This is a genomic window from uncultured Shewanella sp., from assembly GCF_947491715.1.
Taxonomy (GTDB): domain Bacteria; phylum Pseudomonadota; class Gammaproteobacteria; order Enterobacterales; family Shewanellaceae; genus Shewanella.
The window spans coordinates 41,686-60,212 of record NZ_CANLKR010000028.1 but is presented as its reverse complement, the minus strand read 5'-3'; the positions used below and the strand labels follow the sequence as shown (position 1 = coordinate 60,212).

Here is an 18,527-nt window from a genome sequence, read left to right as displayed (position 1 = left end):
TTGAGATTAGCCTTTAAATGAAACCGTTAGAAAATGAATATTATTAGTCGAGAAACTATAACGTTGAGTGAGCCAATCAGTATCACCATCCCCTAAGTCCATATACTGATAAGCCACACCAATTGACTGACCTTGACTCAATGACCACTCTGCGCCAATGCCTATTCTTAATGTTTCATCGAGGGGCATATCAATGGTTCTATTTTCAGCATTTTTAATGGGGCTTTGATCATAATGCACGCCACCTAAGAGTCGCCAATCGGCAAATTGATAACTGGCTGACACTCCGCCGCCTAATGTGTCATCATAATTCCTATCAAAACTGTCACCAAACTCACTCCACTGCTCCCAGTTCAAACTCGCATTCAAGGTTAATTGCTTATTGAATTGATAATCAACACCCAGTGATGTCATCGCAGGCCAGACTAAATCTTGATCAATCACGCTATCAGGCAATTGAGATAAATCATGATGTACACTGGCATTATAATTCAGTCCCAATAACACCTCGCTCGATACTTGATACTGCGCCCCCAGAGCAAAACTCAAATTTGTATCATGATCGGAGGATTCATCGCCAGCAGACAGCGTAAATTTCATCTTGGCATATTGCGCAATACCCGTAACACCAAATGACAATGCCTCACTCACTTTATAAGCAATAGCGCCATCAAAATTCACCACGGTAATTTCAGAACTGTCAATGACACCTGCACCAATCAATCCATCAGAATAAGACAAGGCCAGTCCACCGGGTGCATATAAAGCCAAGCCATAATACCAACGCTCATCGATTTGACTTACCATGGATAAATGCGGAATAAGCATTTCTGAAGACGCACTTAAACTGCGACCACTGGTTTGTTCTTCATACTTTTGATTAATATCAAGGTACTCCAACCCCACTTGATAGGCGAAGCCATTAATCCCAGTGATCCCCGCTGCATTGGTGATCACCGCCGCCGAATCATTATTATTCGTGACCCCTGCAACCCCAGCACTAGCAACACTATCTGCCGTTCCTATTTGAGACAGTGCCAGTCCTGCAGCCTCAATGGCCGGTGTAATGCATAAACTACACATTCCAGCCCATAACATGTATTTCATCACTTTATCCCTTCGTTTATTTTTATCATCCTCCTATGTTATTTAGTTGCTCATGGTCGAATTAGCAATAAAAAAGGCGCAGCTTTTAAAAGCTGCGCCTTTTTATGAAAAATACACTCTTATCGCTATTTTTTACTGGCTATTGCTTGAGTGACTTGTTCAATTGACGTACCGCCTAAAGCCTCACGCTTAGCTAAGCAGGACTCAATCGTTAAGCAGGCATACACGTCATCACTAATGATATCGCTAAAGCCTTGTAACTCAGCTAATGGAAAATCTTCTAAAGGTTGCTGCTTTGCGATTGCAGCAACCACGACTTCTCCCACCACATGGTGTGCCTCTCTAAAAGGCATGCCTTTAGCCACTAAATAATCTGCCAGTTCAGTAGAATTGGCGTAGCCTTGCTGAGCCGCCTGCAAACTTCTCTCACGATTAACGCTCAAACCATTAAGCACTAACGCCGCCATTTCAAGACAAATTGACCAAGAATCCATGACATCAAATAGGCCTTCTTTGTCTTCTTGCATGTCTTTATTATAAGCCAGTGGCAATGCTTTCATGGTGGTTAAAATCCCCATTAAACTGCCATAAACACGGCCCGTTTTACCACGAATAAGCTCAAGCGCATCGGGGTTTTTCTTTTGCGGCATCAAAGAAGAGCCGGAAGTGACCTGATCGTCTAACTCAATAAAGTTTGCTTCACCACTATTAAAGAAAATCAGATCTTCCGCCATACGGCTTAAATGCATCATGCTGATACTGGCATCACTACAAATTTCGACCACGTGATCTCTATCTGACACTGTGTCTAAGCTGTTAAGCGTAGGAGACGCAAAACCAAGGGCGGCTGCGAGTTTGACTCTATCCATTGGATAAGCGGTACCCGCCAACGCGCCAGAGCCTAACGGACAGGTATCGGCACGCTTTAAGGCATCTTCTAAACGGCTAATATCCCGTTCAAACATTTCCACATACGCTAAACACCAATGGCCAAATGTCACAGGCTGTGCGCGTTGTAAATGAGTATAACCCGGCATCACCGCATCCAGTTCGCGCTCTGCAAGGGAAATAAGTTCAACGCGTAATTGTGCTAACAGCGCCAGTAATCGCTGACCTTCTTTTTTACACCAGAGCTTGAGATCCGTTGCCACCTGATCATTTCGCGAACGACCCGTATGTAGCTTTTTGCCTAAATCGCCCACTTTTTCAATCAATGCTTGTTCAACAAAACTGTGAATATCTTCCGCATCCGATTGCACAATCAACTCAGGCTTATCACCCACTTCTTCAAGAAGTTCATTCAATGCCTGTTGTAATTGTTCACATTCTTGTGTGGTGATCACGCCAACCTGATTAATGGCGCTAGCCCAGGCAATCGAGCCAACAATATCTTGCTCAATTAATCGATAGTCGACAGGTAGTGAGTCATTAAACAGTTTAAATAACGCACTACTTTCTTGACTAAATCTTCCACCCCATAATGCCATGACAACGCCCTCTATTAATCTTTTTCACTCACTGCGCAATAACCTTTACGCTTGAGTCTAAATAAACTCAAGCACACTGACCTATTTAGTTTGTAATGCTCTGATCCGACTTGATAAAGAATACAAACGAATAAAGCCCTCTGCATCTTTTTGATCGTAAACATCATCTGCACCAAAGGTGGCAAACTCTTCAGAGTAAAGGCTATTCGGCGAGCGCTTTTTCACGGCTTGAGCTTGACCTTTATACAGTTTAATCACCACTTCACCATTAACTAATTGTGCTAATGACTCAGACGCCGCTAATAACGACTCACACAAAGGGGTAAACCAACGACCATCATAAACAAGGTGTGCCATTTGTGCGCCCACTTGCTCACGCCATTCACGACTGGTTTTATCAAGCACTAATTCTTCAATGGCTCTCAATGCGGCAAACATCACAGTGCCACCTGGCGTTTCATAACAGCCACGTGACTTCATGCCCACTAATCTGTTTTCGGTAATATCGATACGACCCACGCCATGAGCACCCGCAATGTTATTTAATTTCACCAATGCGGCATACGGGCTTAACGCCTCATCATTTACTGTTGTGATCCGACCTTGCTCAACCTTAAGAGAAACATATTCAGGCTCATTAGGCGCATCTTCTGGCGCCACCGTCATAGTCCAAACCTCTTTTGTGGGCTCATTCCATGGATCTTCTAACTCACCACCTTCATGAGAAATATGCCAAGCATTGGCATCACGGCTATAAATTTTTGTCGCCGACGCAGTGGTTTGAATATTACGCTCGGCAAGATAATCTAATAAATCTTCACGGCTCACCATCGACCATTCACGCCAAGGCGCAATCACTTTTAAATCTGGAGCAAGCGCAGCAAAACAACCTTCAAAGCGAACCTGATCATTACCTTTACCTGTACAACCATGACATACAGCATCCGCGCCCACTTTACGTGCCACTTCTACTTGTGCTTTGGCAATAATCGGTCTCGCCATTGACGTTCCTAACAAGTAAGTGCCTTCATAAATCGCACCTGTCGCAATGGTCGGATAAATATAATCAGCCACCAGCTCTTCTTTTAGGTCCACAATGTGGCATTCAGACGCACCGGAAGCTAACGCTTTTTCAGTCAAGCCTTCAAGTTCTTCTTCGCCTTGACCCACATCAGCACAAAAGGCAACGATTTCACAATTATCATAGGTTTCTTTTAACCAAGGAATAATCGCAGAGGTATCAAGACCCCCCGAATACGCTAATACCACTTTTTTAACACTAGAAGATTGGATTTCTGTAGACATGTTCTTTCCTAAATTCGGTTTACTATTCAATATATTTGCTTTAAGCAAGCAAAGTCACTAACACAGCATTTTGCGCATGCATACGATTTTCAGCTTGCTGTAAAATCAATGACCCCTCGCCATCAACAACATCCGCGCTGGCTTCCACGCCACGATAAGCCGGCAAACAATGCATAAAGTAGTGCGCCCCCGCTTTCTCCATCATGGCTTGATTGACCTGATAAGGCTTAAACTTAGCCTCAATATCCGCCAAGTCAACATCCTCACCCATCGAGATCCATGTATCGGTATAGATTGCATCGTGATCAGTAATATCCTCAACATTTGACGTTAAGGTGAGCGTACCGCCATGTTGTTTGGCTAACGCTTGTGCTTCACACACCACTTGCCCATCAGGAAATTGTCCTGGTGGGCACATCACAGTTAAACTCGCCCCTAAAATGGCCGCCCCATACATCAAGGAATGAGTCACATTGTTACCATCGCCCACATAGGCTAATTTCACTTGACTGATGTCATCAAACTTTTCTGATAACGTCAGAAAATCCGCTAATCCCTGACAAGGATGGTACAAATCTGACAAGGCATTAATCACAGGCACAGTGCCATGTTCAGCTAAACATTCAATGGTTGAGTGAGAAAAAGTTCTGGCCACGATGGCATCTGCCCAACAAGAAATATTGCCTGCAAAATCCGATACTGGTTCCCGCTTGCCTAACGCCCCATTTTGTTGATCTAAATAAAGGCAATGCCCACCTAATTTATTAATACCAATATCAAAACTCACACGGGTTCTCAATGAGGGCTTTTCAAATAACATCACCACACTTTTCCCCGCAAGCGACTGATTATACTGAGCAGGGTTGGCTTTAATCTCTTTTGCCAAAGTCAGCAAGTCTATTAACTGCTGCTGGCTCAATTCTTTTATCGATAATAAATGCTTCATTATTTTACCTTTGACTCAATTCCAAAGTGTTATGGTTGAATTTGCGTGCCAACTGACTCACCTTGACTTAATGCGATCAATTGCTCCGCATCTCGCCAAGACGCAATTTGCACTGCTTGCCCCATTGCTTGGGCCACTTCAAGGGCGGCTTCCACTTTCACTTTCATGCCCTTTTCAATCACACCTTGTTTCGTCAACTCAATAATGTCAGCTTCGTTTAAGCTGGCAATTAATTGGCCCTTGCCATCAAGCACGCCAGAGACATCAGATAACAATACCAACTCACCGAAGACTAATTTTGCCAATACCGTCGCCGCTTGATCGGCATTCACATTTAATAACTGTCCATTTGCATTGGCTGCAATCGAACTCACAATGGGCATCCAGCCTTGTGATAAAATGAAATCGAGATAAGTGGCATCATTGGGGGTCACTTCTCCCACTAAACCTAAGCGCTCATCTTTGATATTCGCGTGCACTAAATTAGCATCACTCAGGCTCATGCCCACACACGTCACACCTGCTTTTATTGCAGCAGCCTGTAAAAGTTTATTTGATGTCCCCGCAAGTGCCCCTACTATCACAGGCATTTGCTCCTCAGGTGTCACTCTCAGTCCATCCAGTTTTTCAGTGACCATACCATTGGCCGTTAGCTGTTCTTCAACCAAATAACCACCACCGTGCACCATAATTAAAGGCTGCCCATTGGCAATCATCTTGGCAGCCGTGTCCATTAAACGGGCCATCCCCATTTCACATTGTAATAATGCGCCGCCCACTTTAAGGACCATAGGCGTTTTTTTCACTGATTGCATTTCAACATTCGTTACTGACATAGGTTACTTCTCTTTCACTCATAACATTAAAGCTTATAATGAATCTTTATGCACTGTAGGGCTTGGCTAGCAGCGCCTTTCATTAAGTTATCAATGGCGCTGGACACCACAAGATAATGGTTACTTTCATCAAATTTCCATCCAAGATGGCAATTTGGCGTATGCACAACATCATCGATTTTAGGAAATTGATTTTGTTTGACAGTGACTAAAGGCGCACTGTCATAAACACGATAAGCTTTTTCGATATCTTCAATTTGCGTACCCGCCTTCAATTCCACCGTAATAGTGGCTAAAATGCCGCGTTTGAAATTCCCTAAATGTGGCGTAAAAATCACTTCATGCCCTAAATGGGTGGCAATTTCAGGTTGATGACGATGCCCCAGAACGCCATAAGGCGTTAAACTCACCTCGCAAAAGCTGGTGTGTAGTTGCGCTTTACGGCCCGCGCCCGTAACGCCACTCACCGCATTGATAACGGGCAGTGTTTGCGTCATTAATTGCGCGAGTGGTTTCAATGCTGTCAGTGATGCCGTTGGATAACAGCCTGGTACAGCAATCATCTTTGTTTGCTCAATTTGAGCTTGATTCCACTCTGCTAAGCCGTAGACTGCTTGAGCCAGTACCTCAGGGTATTCATGGTCAAAACCATACCACTTAGGGTATTGTGCAACATCACTGAAACGATAAGCGCCACTTAAATCAAATACCGTTATGCCTTGCTGATAAAACCATGCTGCCAGATGCAAGCTCACTTTATGGTCGGTAGCCAACACGACAGCATCACATTCTGCCACAATCTTATCTTTGGCATGCTCAGATAGAGGCTGTAAGCGCAGCTGTATATGACTGTAATTTGGGTAAAGTTCACCCAATGGTTTACCTTTATCCAAACTGTTTTCAGAAACATACAAACCTTGAAGTGACAAGGTCGCTTGCTCATGGATCAGTGCGGTGATTTGTGCACCGGTATAACCACTCGCGCCGATAATAGCTATGCTTTTCATAATGAATGATTTCTCAAAATAACATGTAATAAAAAATGAGGCGGATGTCAGCTCAATAGACGCCTAATATACAGTCTAGCTGAAAGGATTATCGTCGAAACTGAACGTCAAGACTGTAAAGGACAGACTCGATACTGTACATTAAGTGAAATAGGGTTACTCTCATTTATAAGCCCACCGAATCTGGTACTGATATTAGCTAAGTGCTAGACTAGCACAGACAGTTATTTATGCAATATATTTGAATATATATTTTAAAGAGATGAACTATGCTAACTTTACCTGACATTAAGACCACCTTTAGCCAGTTAATTGCCACTCCATCTATCAGTGCACTTGAAGCCGAGTTCGACATGAGCAATAAGAAAGTCATTGATTTGCTTAGTAATTGGTTCTCTGACGCTGGATTTAAATGCCAAACACAAGCCGTGACTGATTCTCGTGATAAACACAATTTCCTCGCGCAAATAGGTCAAGGAACGGGTGGCCTGCTGCTTGCCGGCCATACGGATACAGTGCCCTTTGATGAAGGGCGTTGGAGTCAAGATCCTTTTACCTTAACCGAGAAAAATGATCGTTGGTACGGACTAGGCACCTGTGACATGAAAGGCTTTTTTGCATTAGTCCTTGAAGCAATTAAAGAAGTACCACTGGATAAATTAAAACGCCCTATTTATATTCTCGCCAGTGCCGATGAAGAAACAACGATGAATGGCGCAAAAGCCTTTGCTAAAGCAAAATCAATTGCCCCTGATTATGCCATCATAGGTGAACCCACTAGTCTCAAACCCGTCTATATGCACAAAGGACACTTAACACAAGGCATAAGAGTAACAGGAAGAAGTGGTCACTCATCCGATCCAAGCAAAGGGCTTAATGCAATAGAGGTTATGCACTTAGTGATTTCACAGCTATTGAAATTAAAGCAATTCTTGAGTGAAAATTATCACGAATCCGCATTCAGTGTCCCTCATCCCACCATGAATTTTGGCCATGTTCATGGCGGAGATGCAGCCAATCGTATCTGTGGTTGCTGTGATTTGCATATTGATCTTCGTCCAACACCTTGTGTATCGATAGAAGAACTTGAGCAGTTGGTGATTCAATATTTAGCCCCAGTTTGCAATCAATACCCAGGCGCAATAGAAATCGCGCCTCTTTATCCCGCTTCAGAGTCTTTTGCCGGTAAGCTTGATGATCCATGGACACAAATCGTTGCAAAATTGTCAAATAATCAAGCGGAAGTTGTAAACTATGCAACAGAAGCCCCTTATATTAAACAGCTAGGCTGTCAAACATTAGTGCTTGGACCTGGCAGTATTGACCAAGCGCACCAGCCAGATGAATATCTCGATGTCGATTATATTAGTCGAACAAAAGAACTTATAAAAAACCTTATTTATCATGCATGCATTAAATAACACTCATTTATCAATGTTGACAAGCTAGGCTAAAATCCGTACTCCGGCACTTTTTATTATCCACTGTCATTTCAAGAAATGTCGATAATAAAAAGCGCCATTAACACCAAGATTATTCACCCCGCAAATTCACCAGAAAAAGACTATATTTAGAACGCTATTAACGAAATAACTCTACATCCTCATGTTGACCCAGACCCTAAGTTCTGGGTAAGGTGGTGAGTTCGCGGATTATTTTGTCGTGAAAATAATACCCGTGATACCTAAAGATGCAGGATTCAGGTATCACGGGTATGAAAATAACAATAATAACAATGGACCCTTATATTGAGATAATTTTATATTAACGTGCTTGGAGTCTTTTTATGGTAGATATGTACGCATCCTTAAGGTCAAATGTAGGCACTTTAGGGCAAATTCTGGGTGACACAATACGCACGGATCTCGATGACGCTTTTCTTGATAAAATCGAACAAATTCGTCATTTAGCAAAAAGTTCTCGCCAAGGCAAAGAAGGCGCGCGGGAAGAAATGCTTACCTTGCTTAATGCGCTTCCCGACGACGAATTAGTTCCCTTTGCTAAAGCCTTTAATCAATTTTTAAACTTAGCCAATATCGCCGAGCAATTCCATACCATCAGCCATAATTGCGATGAACTTGTTTGTGTACCGGATCCCGTTGAGCAAGTCCTTAATCATATGCTCGACAGTGATATTGATCATCAATCCATGCTTGATTGCCTGAAAAACCTCGACATTGATCTCGTCTTAACGGCTCATCCAACAGAGATATCAAGACGCACACTCATTCAAAAGTATGCCGCTATCGTTGACACCCTCAGCCAATTAGAAAACCAACAGATCAGCGAAAGACAAAAAAAGCAATATCATTTACGCCTGCGTCAGTTAATTTCTCAGATTTGGCACACCAATGAAATTAGAGAAACAAGACCGACTCCCGTTGATGAAGCCAGTTGGGGATTATGTACCGCTGAGACCTCATTATGGCAAGCCATTCCTGATTTTTTAAGACAACTTAATACATTAGTTGAAGAGCGGGCGAGTGAGCAACTGCCTATCGATATTGCCCCTATTCGATTTTCCAGCTGGATGGGCGGAGACAGAGATGGTAACCCATTTGTTACGGCCACCGTCACACAAGAAGTCTTAGACAGAAATAGACTCTGCGCTGTCAAACTCTATCTCAGAGACATAGACAATTTATACGATGAATTGTCTATGTCCAAAGCTAATGATGCGCTTAGCGCCTTCACGCATCATGCCAAAGAGCCTTATCGTCATGTATTAAAAACACTATTAACTCAGCTAGAAAACACACAAAATTTTTTAGAACAAAGATTAAATGGTCAAATCAGCACCTTAGATACTGACGAGCTTATTTGGCATAACAAGGATCTAAAAACACCATTAACACTTTTGTATCATAGCTTATCCGATTGCGGCATGAAGCTCATCGCAAATGGTTTACTCTTAGACATTCTTCGTCGCATCGCTTGTTTCGGCGTTCATATGCTAAGACTGGATATCAGACAAGATGCTCAGCGTCATGCTGATGTGATTGCCGAACTCACTCGATACTTAGGTATGGGGGATTTTAATCATTGGACGGAAGATGAAAAACAGGCCTTCTTATTACGCGAACTAACCAGTAAACGTCCATTGCTCCCTCATCAATGGCAACCTTCTGCAGAAGTCACTGAAGTATTGGATACTTGTCGGCTTATCGCACAACAATCTGAGCAAGCACTTGGCTCTTATGTTATCTCAATGGCCAGCCAAGCATCAGATGTACTAACGGTATTATTATTACTCAAAGAAATGGATTGCCCGCACCCTATGCGTGTTGTGCCCTTATTTGAAACATTAGATGATTTAAACAATGCCGCAGATTGTATTACAGCACTATTTGCAAACGACTGGTATCGAGGCTATACCAAAGGTCATCAAGAAATAATGATTGGCTATTCCGATTCAGCCAAAGATGCGGGCGTTATGGCAGCCGCTTGGGCCCAATATAATGCTCAAGAACAATTGGTCGCCATTTGTGAACAAGCCAATATAAAATTAACCTTATTTCATGGACGAGGCGGTACCGTTGGTCGAGGTGGCGCACCAGCTCATGATGCTATTTTGTCTCAACCACCGGGATCTGTTGATGGCCGCATGCGTGTGACCGAACAAGGTGAGATGATCCGCTTTAAATTTGGTCTGCCCAAATTAGCAGTACAAAGTTTAGCCCTATATACGTCAGCTGTAATGGAAGCCACCTTATTACCCCCGCCAGAGCCCAAGCCTGAGTGGCGTGAAAGCATGCAAAGATTAGCCGAGGATTCAGTATTAGCTTATCGTGGCATAGTACGAGAAGAGCCTGATTTTGTGGATTACTTCCGCGCTGCCACACCTGAAGTAGAGTTAGGTAAACTGCCTTTAGGGAGCCGCCCTGCCAAGCGGAAATTGGATGGCGGCATAGAAAGTCTACGGGCCATCCCTTGGATTTTTGCTTGGTCTCAAAACCGGCTCATGCTACCTGGGTGGCTAGGCGCAGGTGAAGCCATTCATGCGGCCAAGGAACGAGGCGAGCTGACGCAATTACAAGATATGGCGCAAAACTGGCCTTTCTTTCAGACCCGCATTTCTATGCTTGAAATGGTTTACGCTAAAGCCGAGCCGAATTTAGCCGAGTATTATGACACTTATTTAGTGCCATCACATTTGCACCATTTAGGCAAAACCTTACGTGAACGTTTAAATCTGGGTGTCGAGTCTATATTGGCCTTAACTCAATCAGATGATTTGATGACACTCACCCCTTGGAATCGAAAGTCTATCGAATTAAGAAACCCTTATATCGATCCACTCAACTTCTTGCAAGCTGAGCTCTTGTCCCGTACTCGCAAACAAGACGCACCATCGAGTAATGCTGAGCTGGCACTCATGCTCACCATTGCTGGCGTGGCAGCAGGAATGCGTAACACAGGTTAATTTAGTCATAGCATCCCCTTGCCAAACTTATTGAGTTGGGCAAGGGTCATGAAAATGATAAACTGCTTAAAAAATTCCATTCGGCAAGTCTATAGGCCCACACATTGAAATTATCAATATCGACCCCTCTTTTATTTTTGCTGCCATTCATGCTTTTTTTAAATGCCTGTGTCAGTCAATATAGCGTAACTGAAAGTGAGTTAACGTCTTATTTATCTAAAGAAATCACTTACGATAAAAAACAAGGTAATGATTTATTAGGCATGGAAATGCGCATCACAGATATTCAAGTGAAGCTCGGTGAAAAGCCTGATACCATGAGCGTATCGGCCACCACACATGTCACCATTAACAACCCTTTAAAACCTTTTGATGCCAAGCTTTATGCTAAATTTGAGGCTAAACCTTGGTATGATATTGAAAAACACAGCGTCTATTTACACCAATTAAAGCTAGTAGAACTGAAAACAGACAATAAGAAAATTGAAAAAATCATACAACCCCTTTCACCTCAGCTGATGAATTATTTAACGGAATTTTTATCAACCCAACCGGTATATGTGCTTGATACTAATGACACTAAGCAAGCTATCATAGCCAAAATGACCAAACGTATTGAAGTCAAACCCGGTAAGATCTCACTGATTTTTACAGATTAACCTAACTTATTAATAACGAGTGTCATAGAGAAATTGACGTAAATCACAACTAAACAGCAGTATAAAAACTGCTGTTTATTCTTATCCCCAGTTCAGATTACTTACTAAATTGCTACTTACTAAATCGACCAATAGAGCCATAATCGACAATCACAGCTTCGCCAGCCAATTCACGTCTTAACATATCATAAGCCACTGCCGTACTTAAACTGCGTACCAAACTCCGTGAGCGTCTAGGTAACTTAATCATTTGACTATAAACCCCTTTATTTGTGGCAAGCGCAATGGCCACCGTACCAACAGGTTTATCTTCTGTCCCCCCACTTGGACCCGCAACACCGCTGGTGGCTAAGGCATAATCACTGTCTAAAAGACCTCTGGCGCCTAGTGCCATTTCCTCCACAACTTGGATCGAGACCGCACCATGATCGTCCAAGGTCTCCGGCTTCACATTAAGCACCTTCACTTTTGACTCATTACTGTAAGTCACCAATCCTTGATGTAAATAAGCTGAGCTTCCTTCAAAGTCCACCAGCTGACTGGCTATCATGCCACCGGTACAAGACTCTGCGATACTCAAGGTTTTCCCCGAATTTAAAAGCGTCGAATGAATTTCTTCAGCCAAGCTCACCTTACCATGTGCCACAATTGCATTGCCGAGTAACCCAATGACTTGCGCTTCGATTTTTGGTAATAACGCTATGGCCTCTTCGCCTCGAGCAAACAACTTAATCTCAATGTAAGGCATAAAGGAGCGGTAACCTAAGGTAACACCTGTGGGTAAATTAATGTCGGATAATTTATCGGCAAGACTGGACTCACCCTGTCCAAGGGTCAGCATTTTTTTCAATGCCACTTGCGTCATTAAATCAAATCTATCCCTCACAAAAGGGATAAATTGCTCAGTCACCATTTGTTTAAATTCAAAGGGCACACCCGGCGTGAAAAACAACCAAGCTCGATTTAATTTAACTGCAAAACCACAGGCCGTACCCACCGGATTATCAATCATAATCGCCGTATCCGGTAACAAGGCTTGCTTCAAATTACTGTGGGCCATAGGACGATTATTGCGAGAGAACCAGTCTTCTAGTCTTTGTCGCCACTGTATGTTTTCCACTAAGTCCACGCCTTTAGCCAATGCCATGGCCTCAGCAGATAGATCATCACTGGTAGGCCCAAGACCACCATTCACTAAAATGATATCAGCTTCGACACTTCGCTCTTGGAAAACAGCCACTAAATCTTCAAGCCTGTCACCCACAGTCACGCGGCGCTCACACTCTATCCCTTGCTCCATCATGGCATTACCGAACCACGCCGCATTTGTATCAACAATCTGGCCTGCTAATACTTCCTCACCAGTACAAATCATTTCCAGTTTCATGCTATTCCTTACCCGCATCATCAAAGGTGATGCCAAAGTTATACCTATCCCCACCTAACTTCAATATACGGAAGAAATTAACATGGGAAATAACATTGAGATAAAACCTAAAAGGTAAGCAGAACACTTGAGTGGCTATCAGAGAATAGAGATTAACAATGTAAGACATAAGCCATTAAAACATTGTAAATTATCAGAAAAATAATTCACAAGTAAATCACAAGTAAAATAAAAACTTATTTAACAATAAGTTAAATAAAAGTCTTTATTCAAAAACAGTTCCCCAACGTGTAACGCAAAGGTAAACACAATGTTGACACAGACAGGAGGGATACTTATTCTATCCACTCTAGAAGTCATGCTTTACTTGGCAAAAATAAGCCTTTTAGCCAAAAGACATTCTTCTATATCAGCACCAACACAGAACTAGCACAAAAGCGACAAAAAACGGACAAGAAGTAAAAATAAGGACATTGAGTTGGTCGCCTAGCATCCCATCTCGATTACATCATTAACGCATTCAGTAGATACAGCAGCGCCTCAATAAAGTGCTGCTCTGGCCTGCTGCGCCTTGATTTATCCCACTTTTATTTTCGTAAAAATCATGACATCGGCATTCAAAGAGCCATAACTTTGTGCGGTAGCTATGCCTGTAGAAAATATGCCTGTAAAAAATATACCTATAACAAAATCAAGGGATCCATACATATTCACACAAAACGTTAAAGCGACAATCAAGTATTAAGACTGAAACGCGATATCTCTTATTTTTCAAAAAAATCAAGGATTGAAACTGAAGAACGGTATCGGCCTTCATTCAAACTTATTTATCAAGCTCATTCAAACTCATCAAGGATTGAAACTGAAGCACGGTATCTATTTTCATTCAACCTTATTTATCAAGCTTATTTATCAAACTCATTCAAACTCATCAAGGATTGAAATTGGACGTCATCCGCCCCCAACGTAACAGCTGGCAAATAACAAAAGATGTGATCTTTGCCCTATTGATGCGCGAAATAAAAACCCGCTTTGGTAGCAATCGACTGGGTTATTTTTGGGCCATCGCAGAGCCCGTTGCGCAAGCTGCTATTTTTGGCCTGATCTTCACCTTAATGGGCCGAAACAGTGTCGCCGATATTCCTGTCGCCCTGTTTCTTTTTACGGGGATTTTACCTTTTAAACTCTTTGGTAAATTACTCACACAACTGAGCGCCGCCATTGAAGCGAATAAAGGATTATTAAGCTATCGGCAAGTCACGGCAATGGATCCGATTATCACACGGATTATCATAGAGCTAGTGACCTTTTTAATCGTTTACAGCCTCATTTTTAGCGTCATGGCTTGGCTGGGATTTGATGCGTGGCCCAATAACTTACTGGGCGTGCTAAGCGCCAGTCTGTTACTGATTATTTTTACTATTGGATTAGGCTTATTACTTTGCACCGCTGTCACCTATTGGTCAGACAGTAAAAAATTAACCCAGCTGATCACTCGGCCGCTCTTTTTTGTCTCGGGCATTTTTTTCTGCGCAGTCATGATCCCACCACAGTATTGGTTTCTGTTTGACTGGAATCCGATTTTTCATGCCATTGAGCTGAGCCGAGAATGCTTTTTTCATGCTTATAATTCACCCGTTGGCAGCTGGACTTATTTAAGTTTAAGTGCCTTGCTCAGCTTTAGTAGCGGCTTAGCCACCTTTCACTTATCTCGCCAACGGTTTATTGGTTAACACCTTATGATTTATTTCGACAATATCACTAAATCTTACGCCACTAAGCAAGGGCGCCATTTCGTCTTTAATAATGTGAGTCTCGACTTACCCACCCATAAGAATATTGCCGTTCTCGGCCCCAACGGCGTGGGCAAGTCCACACTCATACGTATGATGGGCGGCGCCGATAATCCCACTCGAGGGAAGATTCATTCGCCGCTTAATATTTCGTGGCCTTTAGGCTTGCAAGGCGGACTACAAGGTTCGATGAGCGCGCGAGAGAATGTGCGCTTTGTGGCAAGAATACACGGCTATAAACACACTTTACCCATTGAGCAAAGAGTGCAAGATTTTGCTGAAATTGGCCCATTTTTCGATGAACCCGTCAAAAACTACTCCAGCGGCATGCGTTCACGCATCACCTTTGGACTCACCATGGCCTTTGACTTTGATTTTGATGTGCTGCTCATCGATGAACTTGGCGCCGTTGGTGATGCAAACTTTAGGCGAAAAAGTGAAGCCATACTCAAAGAAAAATTCAATCAAACTCGACTCATTATGGTGAGTCATTCATTAACCGAACTCAAACGTCATTGTCAGGCGGGTCTGCTCATAAAACAACAAAGCTTGTTGTATTTCGACACACTCGATGATGCCATCAATGAATACCAAAAGACGTATATAAGTTAACGATTATGCCCATGACTTCTCAAAAAAAAGTGCAGCCACTGAGTAAAGTGGAACGAAAAATACGCAAGTTACGCCGGAATCCCAAATTATTTCTCGCCGACTCTAAGGCCTACATACACACAAGAAAAACCTTATACCAAACATGGGCCAAGTTGGGGTCATTTGCACTGGTGATTGCCGCATCCTTACTCATCGTTGTTTATTTTAGTCTCATCGCCTCGCCACGATATGTCAGCCAAGCACAATTTGTCGTTAAGCAAGCCGGTCAGAGCCCCATTCCTCTCATGGGACTTGCCGCCATCACGGGCAGCTCACCCACCATGCGTGATGCACTTATTTTACAAGAGTACATTCGCTCACCCGAAATGGCGCTGGCGTTAAATACGCAAGTTAATCTCAAGCAACATTATCAAGCTCACACTTGGGATATCATCAGCCGCTTATCAAAAGGCAGCAGCCAAGAAGAGTACATTGCCTATTTCAAACAACACATTCACGTCAACTATGATGAAATGTCAGAGATTTTAACCATTGAAGTGCAAGCGTTTACACCTGAATTTGCGTTAGCAACGACCCAAGCCTTACTTAAAGTCAGTGAGCAGTTTATTAATCAACTCGGCGAAAGCATGGCTAAGCAACAGTTAGAATATGCAAAAAAAGAAGTCAATCGCGCCTATGACGAATTAAAGCTGCAACAAGTGAAGTTAATTGCTTTTCAAGATGAATTTAGCTTATTTAATCCCGAGCTACAAAGCGCCTCCTTACTGGAAGCCATGAATCAATTAGAATCACAAATTATTGCCAAGCAAGCCGAACTCAAGTCTTTAAACGCTTACATGCGAAGTGATGCCAGCGAAATTATTGCGAAACAATTTCAAATTGAGGCTCTCACTTCACAACTAGCCCAAGAGAAACAAAAACTCACGCAAGAAGACAAACCCTCACTGAATAAAGTGAGCCTGCGTTTTAAAGACATTGAACTCAATACCACGCTGGCGGCGGATCTGTATCAATCGTCACTCATCACCCTTGAACAAATGAGAAGTGACGCCTTCAATCAATTAAAACACTTATTAATTATTGAACACCCTAGAATTGCCCAAGACAACCAGTATCCCAAACGCCTCTATAACATCATGACCTGGTTTGTCGTACTCCTATTACTGTATTTAGTCGGCCGTTTAATTATTGCCATTATCAAGGAACATCGCGAATGAATGCCCTCTCCCGCATAGTAACGAGTATGCTCTGTTTATCCATGATATACACACAGAGTGTGTCAGCCAATTTACAACAAGATCCCACTGCCGAGCTCAGCCCCAGCATTAGCATTAGCGATACTCACGCAACCCAACGCTATGGGAGCTGGTTATTTGAAGGCGGCTTTAGCCAAACTGCCTTTTCGGCCATCAATCCTCATTATGTCATCACTCAAGGGGATAAACTGCTTATTCAAATTTGGGGCGCTATCGATTACCAAGCCGAGGTCAATGTCGATCCCCAAGGCAATATTTTCATTCCTAAAGTCGGCCCCATTAAAGTCCTTGGGATCACAAATAGCCATTTAAACCAAGTGATTTTAAACAGCGTTAAACGAGTCTATAAAGCCAATGTCGAAGTCTATGTGTCACTCATGTCGAGTCAAGAGGTCAAAGTGTTTCTCGCGGGCATGGTGGTAAAACCCGGTCTGTATCCGGGCCAAAGTGCCGACAGCGTGCTGCGTTTTATCGATCAAGCGGGTGGTATTCGACAAGACATTGGCAGTTATCGCAATATTCAAGTTAAACGAAATAATCAAGCAATCGCACGCATCGACTTATATCAATTTTTGCAACAAGGCGAGATGCCCGCCTTGCAATTTCAAGACGGTGATGTGATTTTTATCGGCCCCAAACAAGGGGAAGTCACCCTTGAAGGCGAAATTGGGTTCCATGGGCAATATGAACTCAATGACCATTCCTCCCTTGAGAGCATCTTACAGGCCGTGGTCATTGATGAGCAAGCCACTCACATTACTGTGATTGAAGCCGAGCAAAATACATCACCCGCTCAGCCATTCACTGAAACTAATGAAACTAATGAAACTAATGAAACTAATCAAACAGCTGCCATCAAGATTGCTCAGCCCGCTTTATCCATTAGTGCCAATCGCGCGGTGAATGCCAAGCAATATACTCTCGCTCAAGCAGCCAATGTCAACGTCAATCCCGGTGCCTTGATTAAAATCAGCTCACAACTCAGAGCCCAAACCATCAGCGTCGATGTGATTGGCGAACATAACTCTGCCCAAGAAACAGTCCTACCTTGGGGATCCAGTCTTAGCGATTTACTCGACAATACGCAATTTACATCCTTATCCAATAGGGCGGCAGTTCAACTTTACCGCCCTTCTGTGGCCAAAAGACAATATGACATGCTGCAAGCCTCATTGTCTTCCCTTGAGCAAAGCGTGCTCACTAAACGTTCTGATACTAAAGAGGCCGCAGAGCTGCGGGCCGCCGAAGCAAAAATCATTTTGCAATGGATAGACAAGGCTCGCAAAGTGACCCCTAAAGGCCAAGTATTATTAAATGATAATAAGGATGTTAGCCAAATCATTTTACAGCAAGGAGATCGCGTGGTGATCCCAGCCAAACGTAACTTAGTGATCATCCACGGTGAAGTCATGTTCCCCACCGCCATCGCCTATAACCCTAAACTGGATGCTGAAGCCTTCATCAACAAGGCGGGCGGCAGTCATCGAGACATTGATGACATGAATGTGCTCATCATGAAACCCAATGGCAGCTTTATAACCGTCAATGACTCTCTTGATGACATTACCCTCATCGGCCCCGGCGATGAAATTTTTGTGTTATCCAAACCCGATGAAAAAGGCTTTCAATTTGCCAAAGACATCACTCAAATTATTTTCCAAATCGCCATGTCGGCAGCCGTGGTCTTGGCGATATAAGAAGTCCCTATT

Annotated in this window: 14 protein-coding genes; 7 read left to right on the top strand and 7 right to left on the bottom strand. The window is 43.1% G+C overall.

Translation table 11 applies throughout. From position 1 onward, the window contains the following. Window positions 1–6: 6 nt before the first annotated feature. The 6 genes from Q0779_RS17355 to argC form a co-directional block, all read right to left on the bottom strand. Window positions 7–1,107, bottom strand: coding sequence for an OmpP1/FadL family transporter (locus Q0779_RS17355; protein WP_298774476.1), 1,101 nt, complete (start codon window positions 1,105–1,107; stop codon window positions 7–9). A 125-nt stretch (window positions 1,108–1,232) separates the two neighbouring features. Continuing rightward, window positions 1,233–2,594, bottom strand: coding sequence for an argininosuccinate lyase (gene argH, locus Q0779_RS17350; protein ID WP_298774474.1), 1,362 nt, complete (start codon window positions 2,592–2,594; stop codon window positions 1,233–1,235). An 81-nt stretch (window positions 2,595–2,675) separates the two neighbouring features. Continuing rightward, complete coding sequence (locus Q0779_RS17345) at window positions 2,676–3,899, bottom strand: argininosuccinate synthase (protein WP_298774472.1); 1,224 nt, start codon at window positions 3,897–3,899, stop codon at window positions 2,676–2,678. A 40-nt stretch (window positions 3,900–3,939) separates the two neighbouring features. After that, window positions 3,940–4,845 (bottom strand): ornithine carbamoyltransferase, encoded by a 906-nt coding sequence (locus Q0779_RS17340; RefSeq protein WP_298774471.1) that lies wholly within the window; start codon window positions 4,843–4,845, stop codon window positions 3,940–3,942. Between the two features lie 29 nt (window positions 4,846–4,874). Beyond that, on the bottom strand, window positions 4,875–5,660 hold the full coding sequence (gene argB / locus Q0779_RS17335; RefSeq protein WP_298774500.1) for an acetylglutamate kinase: 786 nt from the start codon (window positions 5,658–5,660) through the stop codon (window positions 4,875–4,877). A 47-nt stretch (window positions 5,661–5,707) separates the two neighbouring features. Then, complete coding sequence (gene argC / locus Q0779_RS17330; RefSeq protein WP_298774470.1) at window positions 5,708–6,688, bottom strand: N-acetyl-gamma-glutamyl-phosphate reductase; 981 nt, start codon at window positions 6,686–6,688, stop codon at window positions 5,708–5,710. 269 nt (window positions 6,689–6,957) lie between these two features. Here argC and argE point away from each other — a divergent pair, with 269 nt between their 5' ends. The 3 genes from argE to Q0779_RS17315 all read left to right on the top strand — a co-directional run bounded on the left by argE (window position 6,958) and on the right by Q0779_RS17315 (window position 11,770). After that, entirely contained in the window at window positions 6,958–8,109 is a 1,152-nt protein-coding gene (gene argE / locus Q0779_RS17325; RefSeq protein WP_298774468.1) for an acetylornithine deacetylase, read from the top strand. A gap of 365 nt (window positions 8,110–8,474) precedes the next feature. Continuing rightward, window positions 8,475–11,111, top strand: a complete 2,637-nt coding sequence (gene ppc, locus Q0779_RS17320) for a phosphoenolpyruvate carboxylase (RefSeq protein ID WP_298774466.1) — start codon at window positions 8,475–8,477, stop codon at window positions 11,109–11,111. Between the two features lie 149 nt (window positions 11,112–11,260). After that, entirely contained in the window at window positions 11,261–11,770 is a 510-nt protein-coding gene (locus tag Q0779_RS17315; protein WP_298774465.1) for a DUF1439 domain-containing protein, read from the top strand. A 112-nt stretch (window positions 11,771–11,882) separates the two neighbouring features. Here the strand turns inward: Q0779_RS17315 and Q0779_RS17310 are convergent, their stop codons facing one another. Then, window positions 11,883–13,157 carry a CinA family nicotinamide mononucleotide deamidase-related protein gene (locus Q0779_RS17310; RefSeq protein WP_298774464.1) on the bottom strand — a complete coding sequence of 425 codons (1,275 nt, stop codon included), beginning with the start codon at window positions 13,155–13,157 and terminating at the stop codon, window positions 11,883–11,885. Window positions 13,158–14,101: 944 nt separating this feature from the next. Here Q0779_RS17310 and Q0779_RS17305 point away from each other — a divergent pair. Genes Q0779_RS17305 through Q0779_RS17290 form a run of 4 tightly spaced genes read left to right on the top strand, consistent with a single transcriptional unit; the run spans window position 14,102 to window position 18,515 of the window. Continuing rightward, complete coding sequence (locus Q0779_RS17305; protein ID WP_298774462.1) at window positions 14,102–14,890, top strand: ABC transporter permease; 789 nt, start codon at window positions 14,102–14,104, stop codon at window positions 14,888–14,890. A gap of 6 nt (window positions 14,891–14,896) precedes the next feature. Beyond that, window positions 14,897–15,562: an ABC transporter ATP-binding protein gene (locus Q0779_RS17300; protein WP_298774461.1), complete on the top strand. Its 666-nt coding sequence runs from the start codon at window positions 14,897–14,899 to the stop codon at window positions 15,560–15,562. Window positions 15,563–15,573: 11 nt separating this feature from the next. Continuing rightward, complete coding sequence (locus Q0779_RS17295; RefSeq protein ID WP_298774459.1) at window positions 15,574–16,779, top strand: lipopolysaccharide biosynthesis protein; 1,206 nt, start codon at window positions 15,574–15,576, stop codon at window positions 16,777–16,779. Continuing rightward, window positions 16,776–18,515, top strand: coding sequence for a polysaccharide biosynthesis/export family protein (locus Q0779_RS17290; RefSeq protein WP_298774458.1), 1,740 nt, complete (start codon window positions 16,776–16,778; stop codon window positions 18,513–18,515). The genes Q0779_RS17295 and Q0779_RS17290 overlap by 4 nt, the downstream gene beginning before the upstream one ends. The last annotated feature ends 12 nt before the right edge of the window (window positions 18,516–18,527 follow it).

Excerpts from the sequence above, each read along its gene's own strand:
- Q0779_RS17310 (WP_298774464.1), bottom strand. The coding sequence starts at position 13,157 with ATGAAACTGGAAATGATTTGTACTGGTGAGGAAGTATTAGCAGGCCAG.
- argB (WP_298774500.1), bottom strand. The coding sequence starts at position 5,660 with ATGCAATCAGTGAAAAAAACGCCTATGGTCCTTAAAGTGGGCGGCGCA.
- argC (WP_298774470.1), bottom strand. The coding sequence starts at position 6,688 with ATGAAAAGCATAGCTATTATCGGCGCGAGTGGTTATACCGGTGCACAA.
- Q0779_RS17315 (WP_298774465.1), top strand. The coding sequence starts at position 11,261 with ATGCTTTTTTTAAATGCCTGTGTCAGTCAATATAGCGTAACTGAAAGT.
- argE (WP_298774468.1), top strand. The coding sequence starts at position 6,958 with ATGCTAACTTTACCTGACATTAAGACCACCTTTAGCCAGTTAATTGCC.
- Q0779_RS17300 (WP_298774461.1), top strand. The coding sequence starts at position 14,897 with ATGATTTATTTCGACAATATCACTAAATCTTACGCCACTAAGCAAGGG.
- Q0779_RS17340 (WP_298774471.1), bottom strand. The coding sequence starts at position 4,845 with ATGAAGCATTTATTATCGATAAAAGAATTGAGCCAGCAGCAGTTAATA.
- ppc (WP_298774466.1), top strand. The coding sequence starts at position 8,475 with ATGGTAGATATGTACGCATCCTTAAGGTCAAATGTAGGCACTTTAGGG.
- argH (WP_298774474.1), bottom strand. The coding sequence starts at position 2,594 with ATGGCATTATGGGGTGGAAGATTTAGTCAAGAAAGTAGTGCGTTATTT.
- Q0779_RS17345 (WP_298774472.1), bottom strand. The coding sequence starts at position 3,899 with ATGTCTACAGAAATCCAATCTTCTAGTGTTAAAAAAGTGGTATTAGCG.
- Q0779_RS17290 (WP_298774458.1), top strand. The coding sequence starts at position 16,776 with ATGAATGCCCTCTCCCGCATAGTAACGAGTATGCTCTGTTTATCCATG.
- Q0779_RS17355 (WP_298774476.1), bottom strand. The coding sequence starts at position 1,107 with ATGAAATACATGTTATGGGCTGGAATGTGTAGTTTATGCATTACACCG.
- Q0779_RS17295 (WP_298774459.1), top strand. The coding sequence starts at position 15,574 with ATGACTTCTCAAAAAAAAGTGCAGCCACTGAGTAAAGTGGAACGAAAA.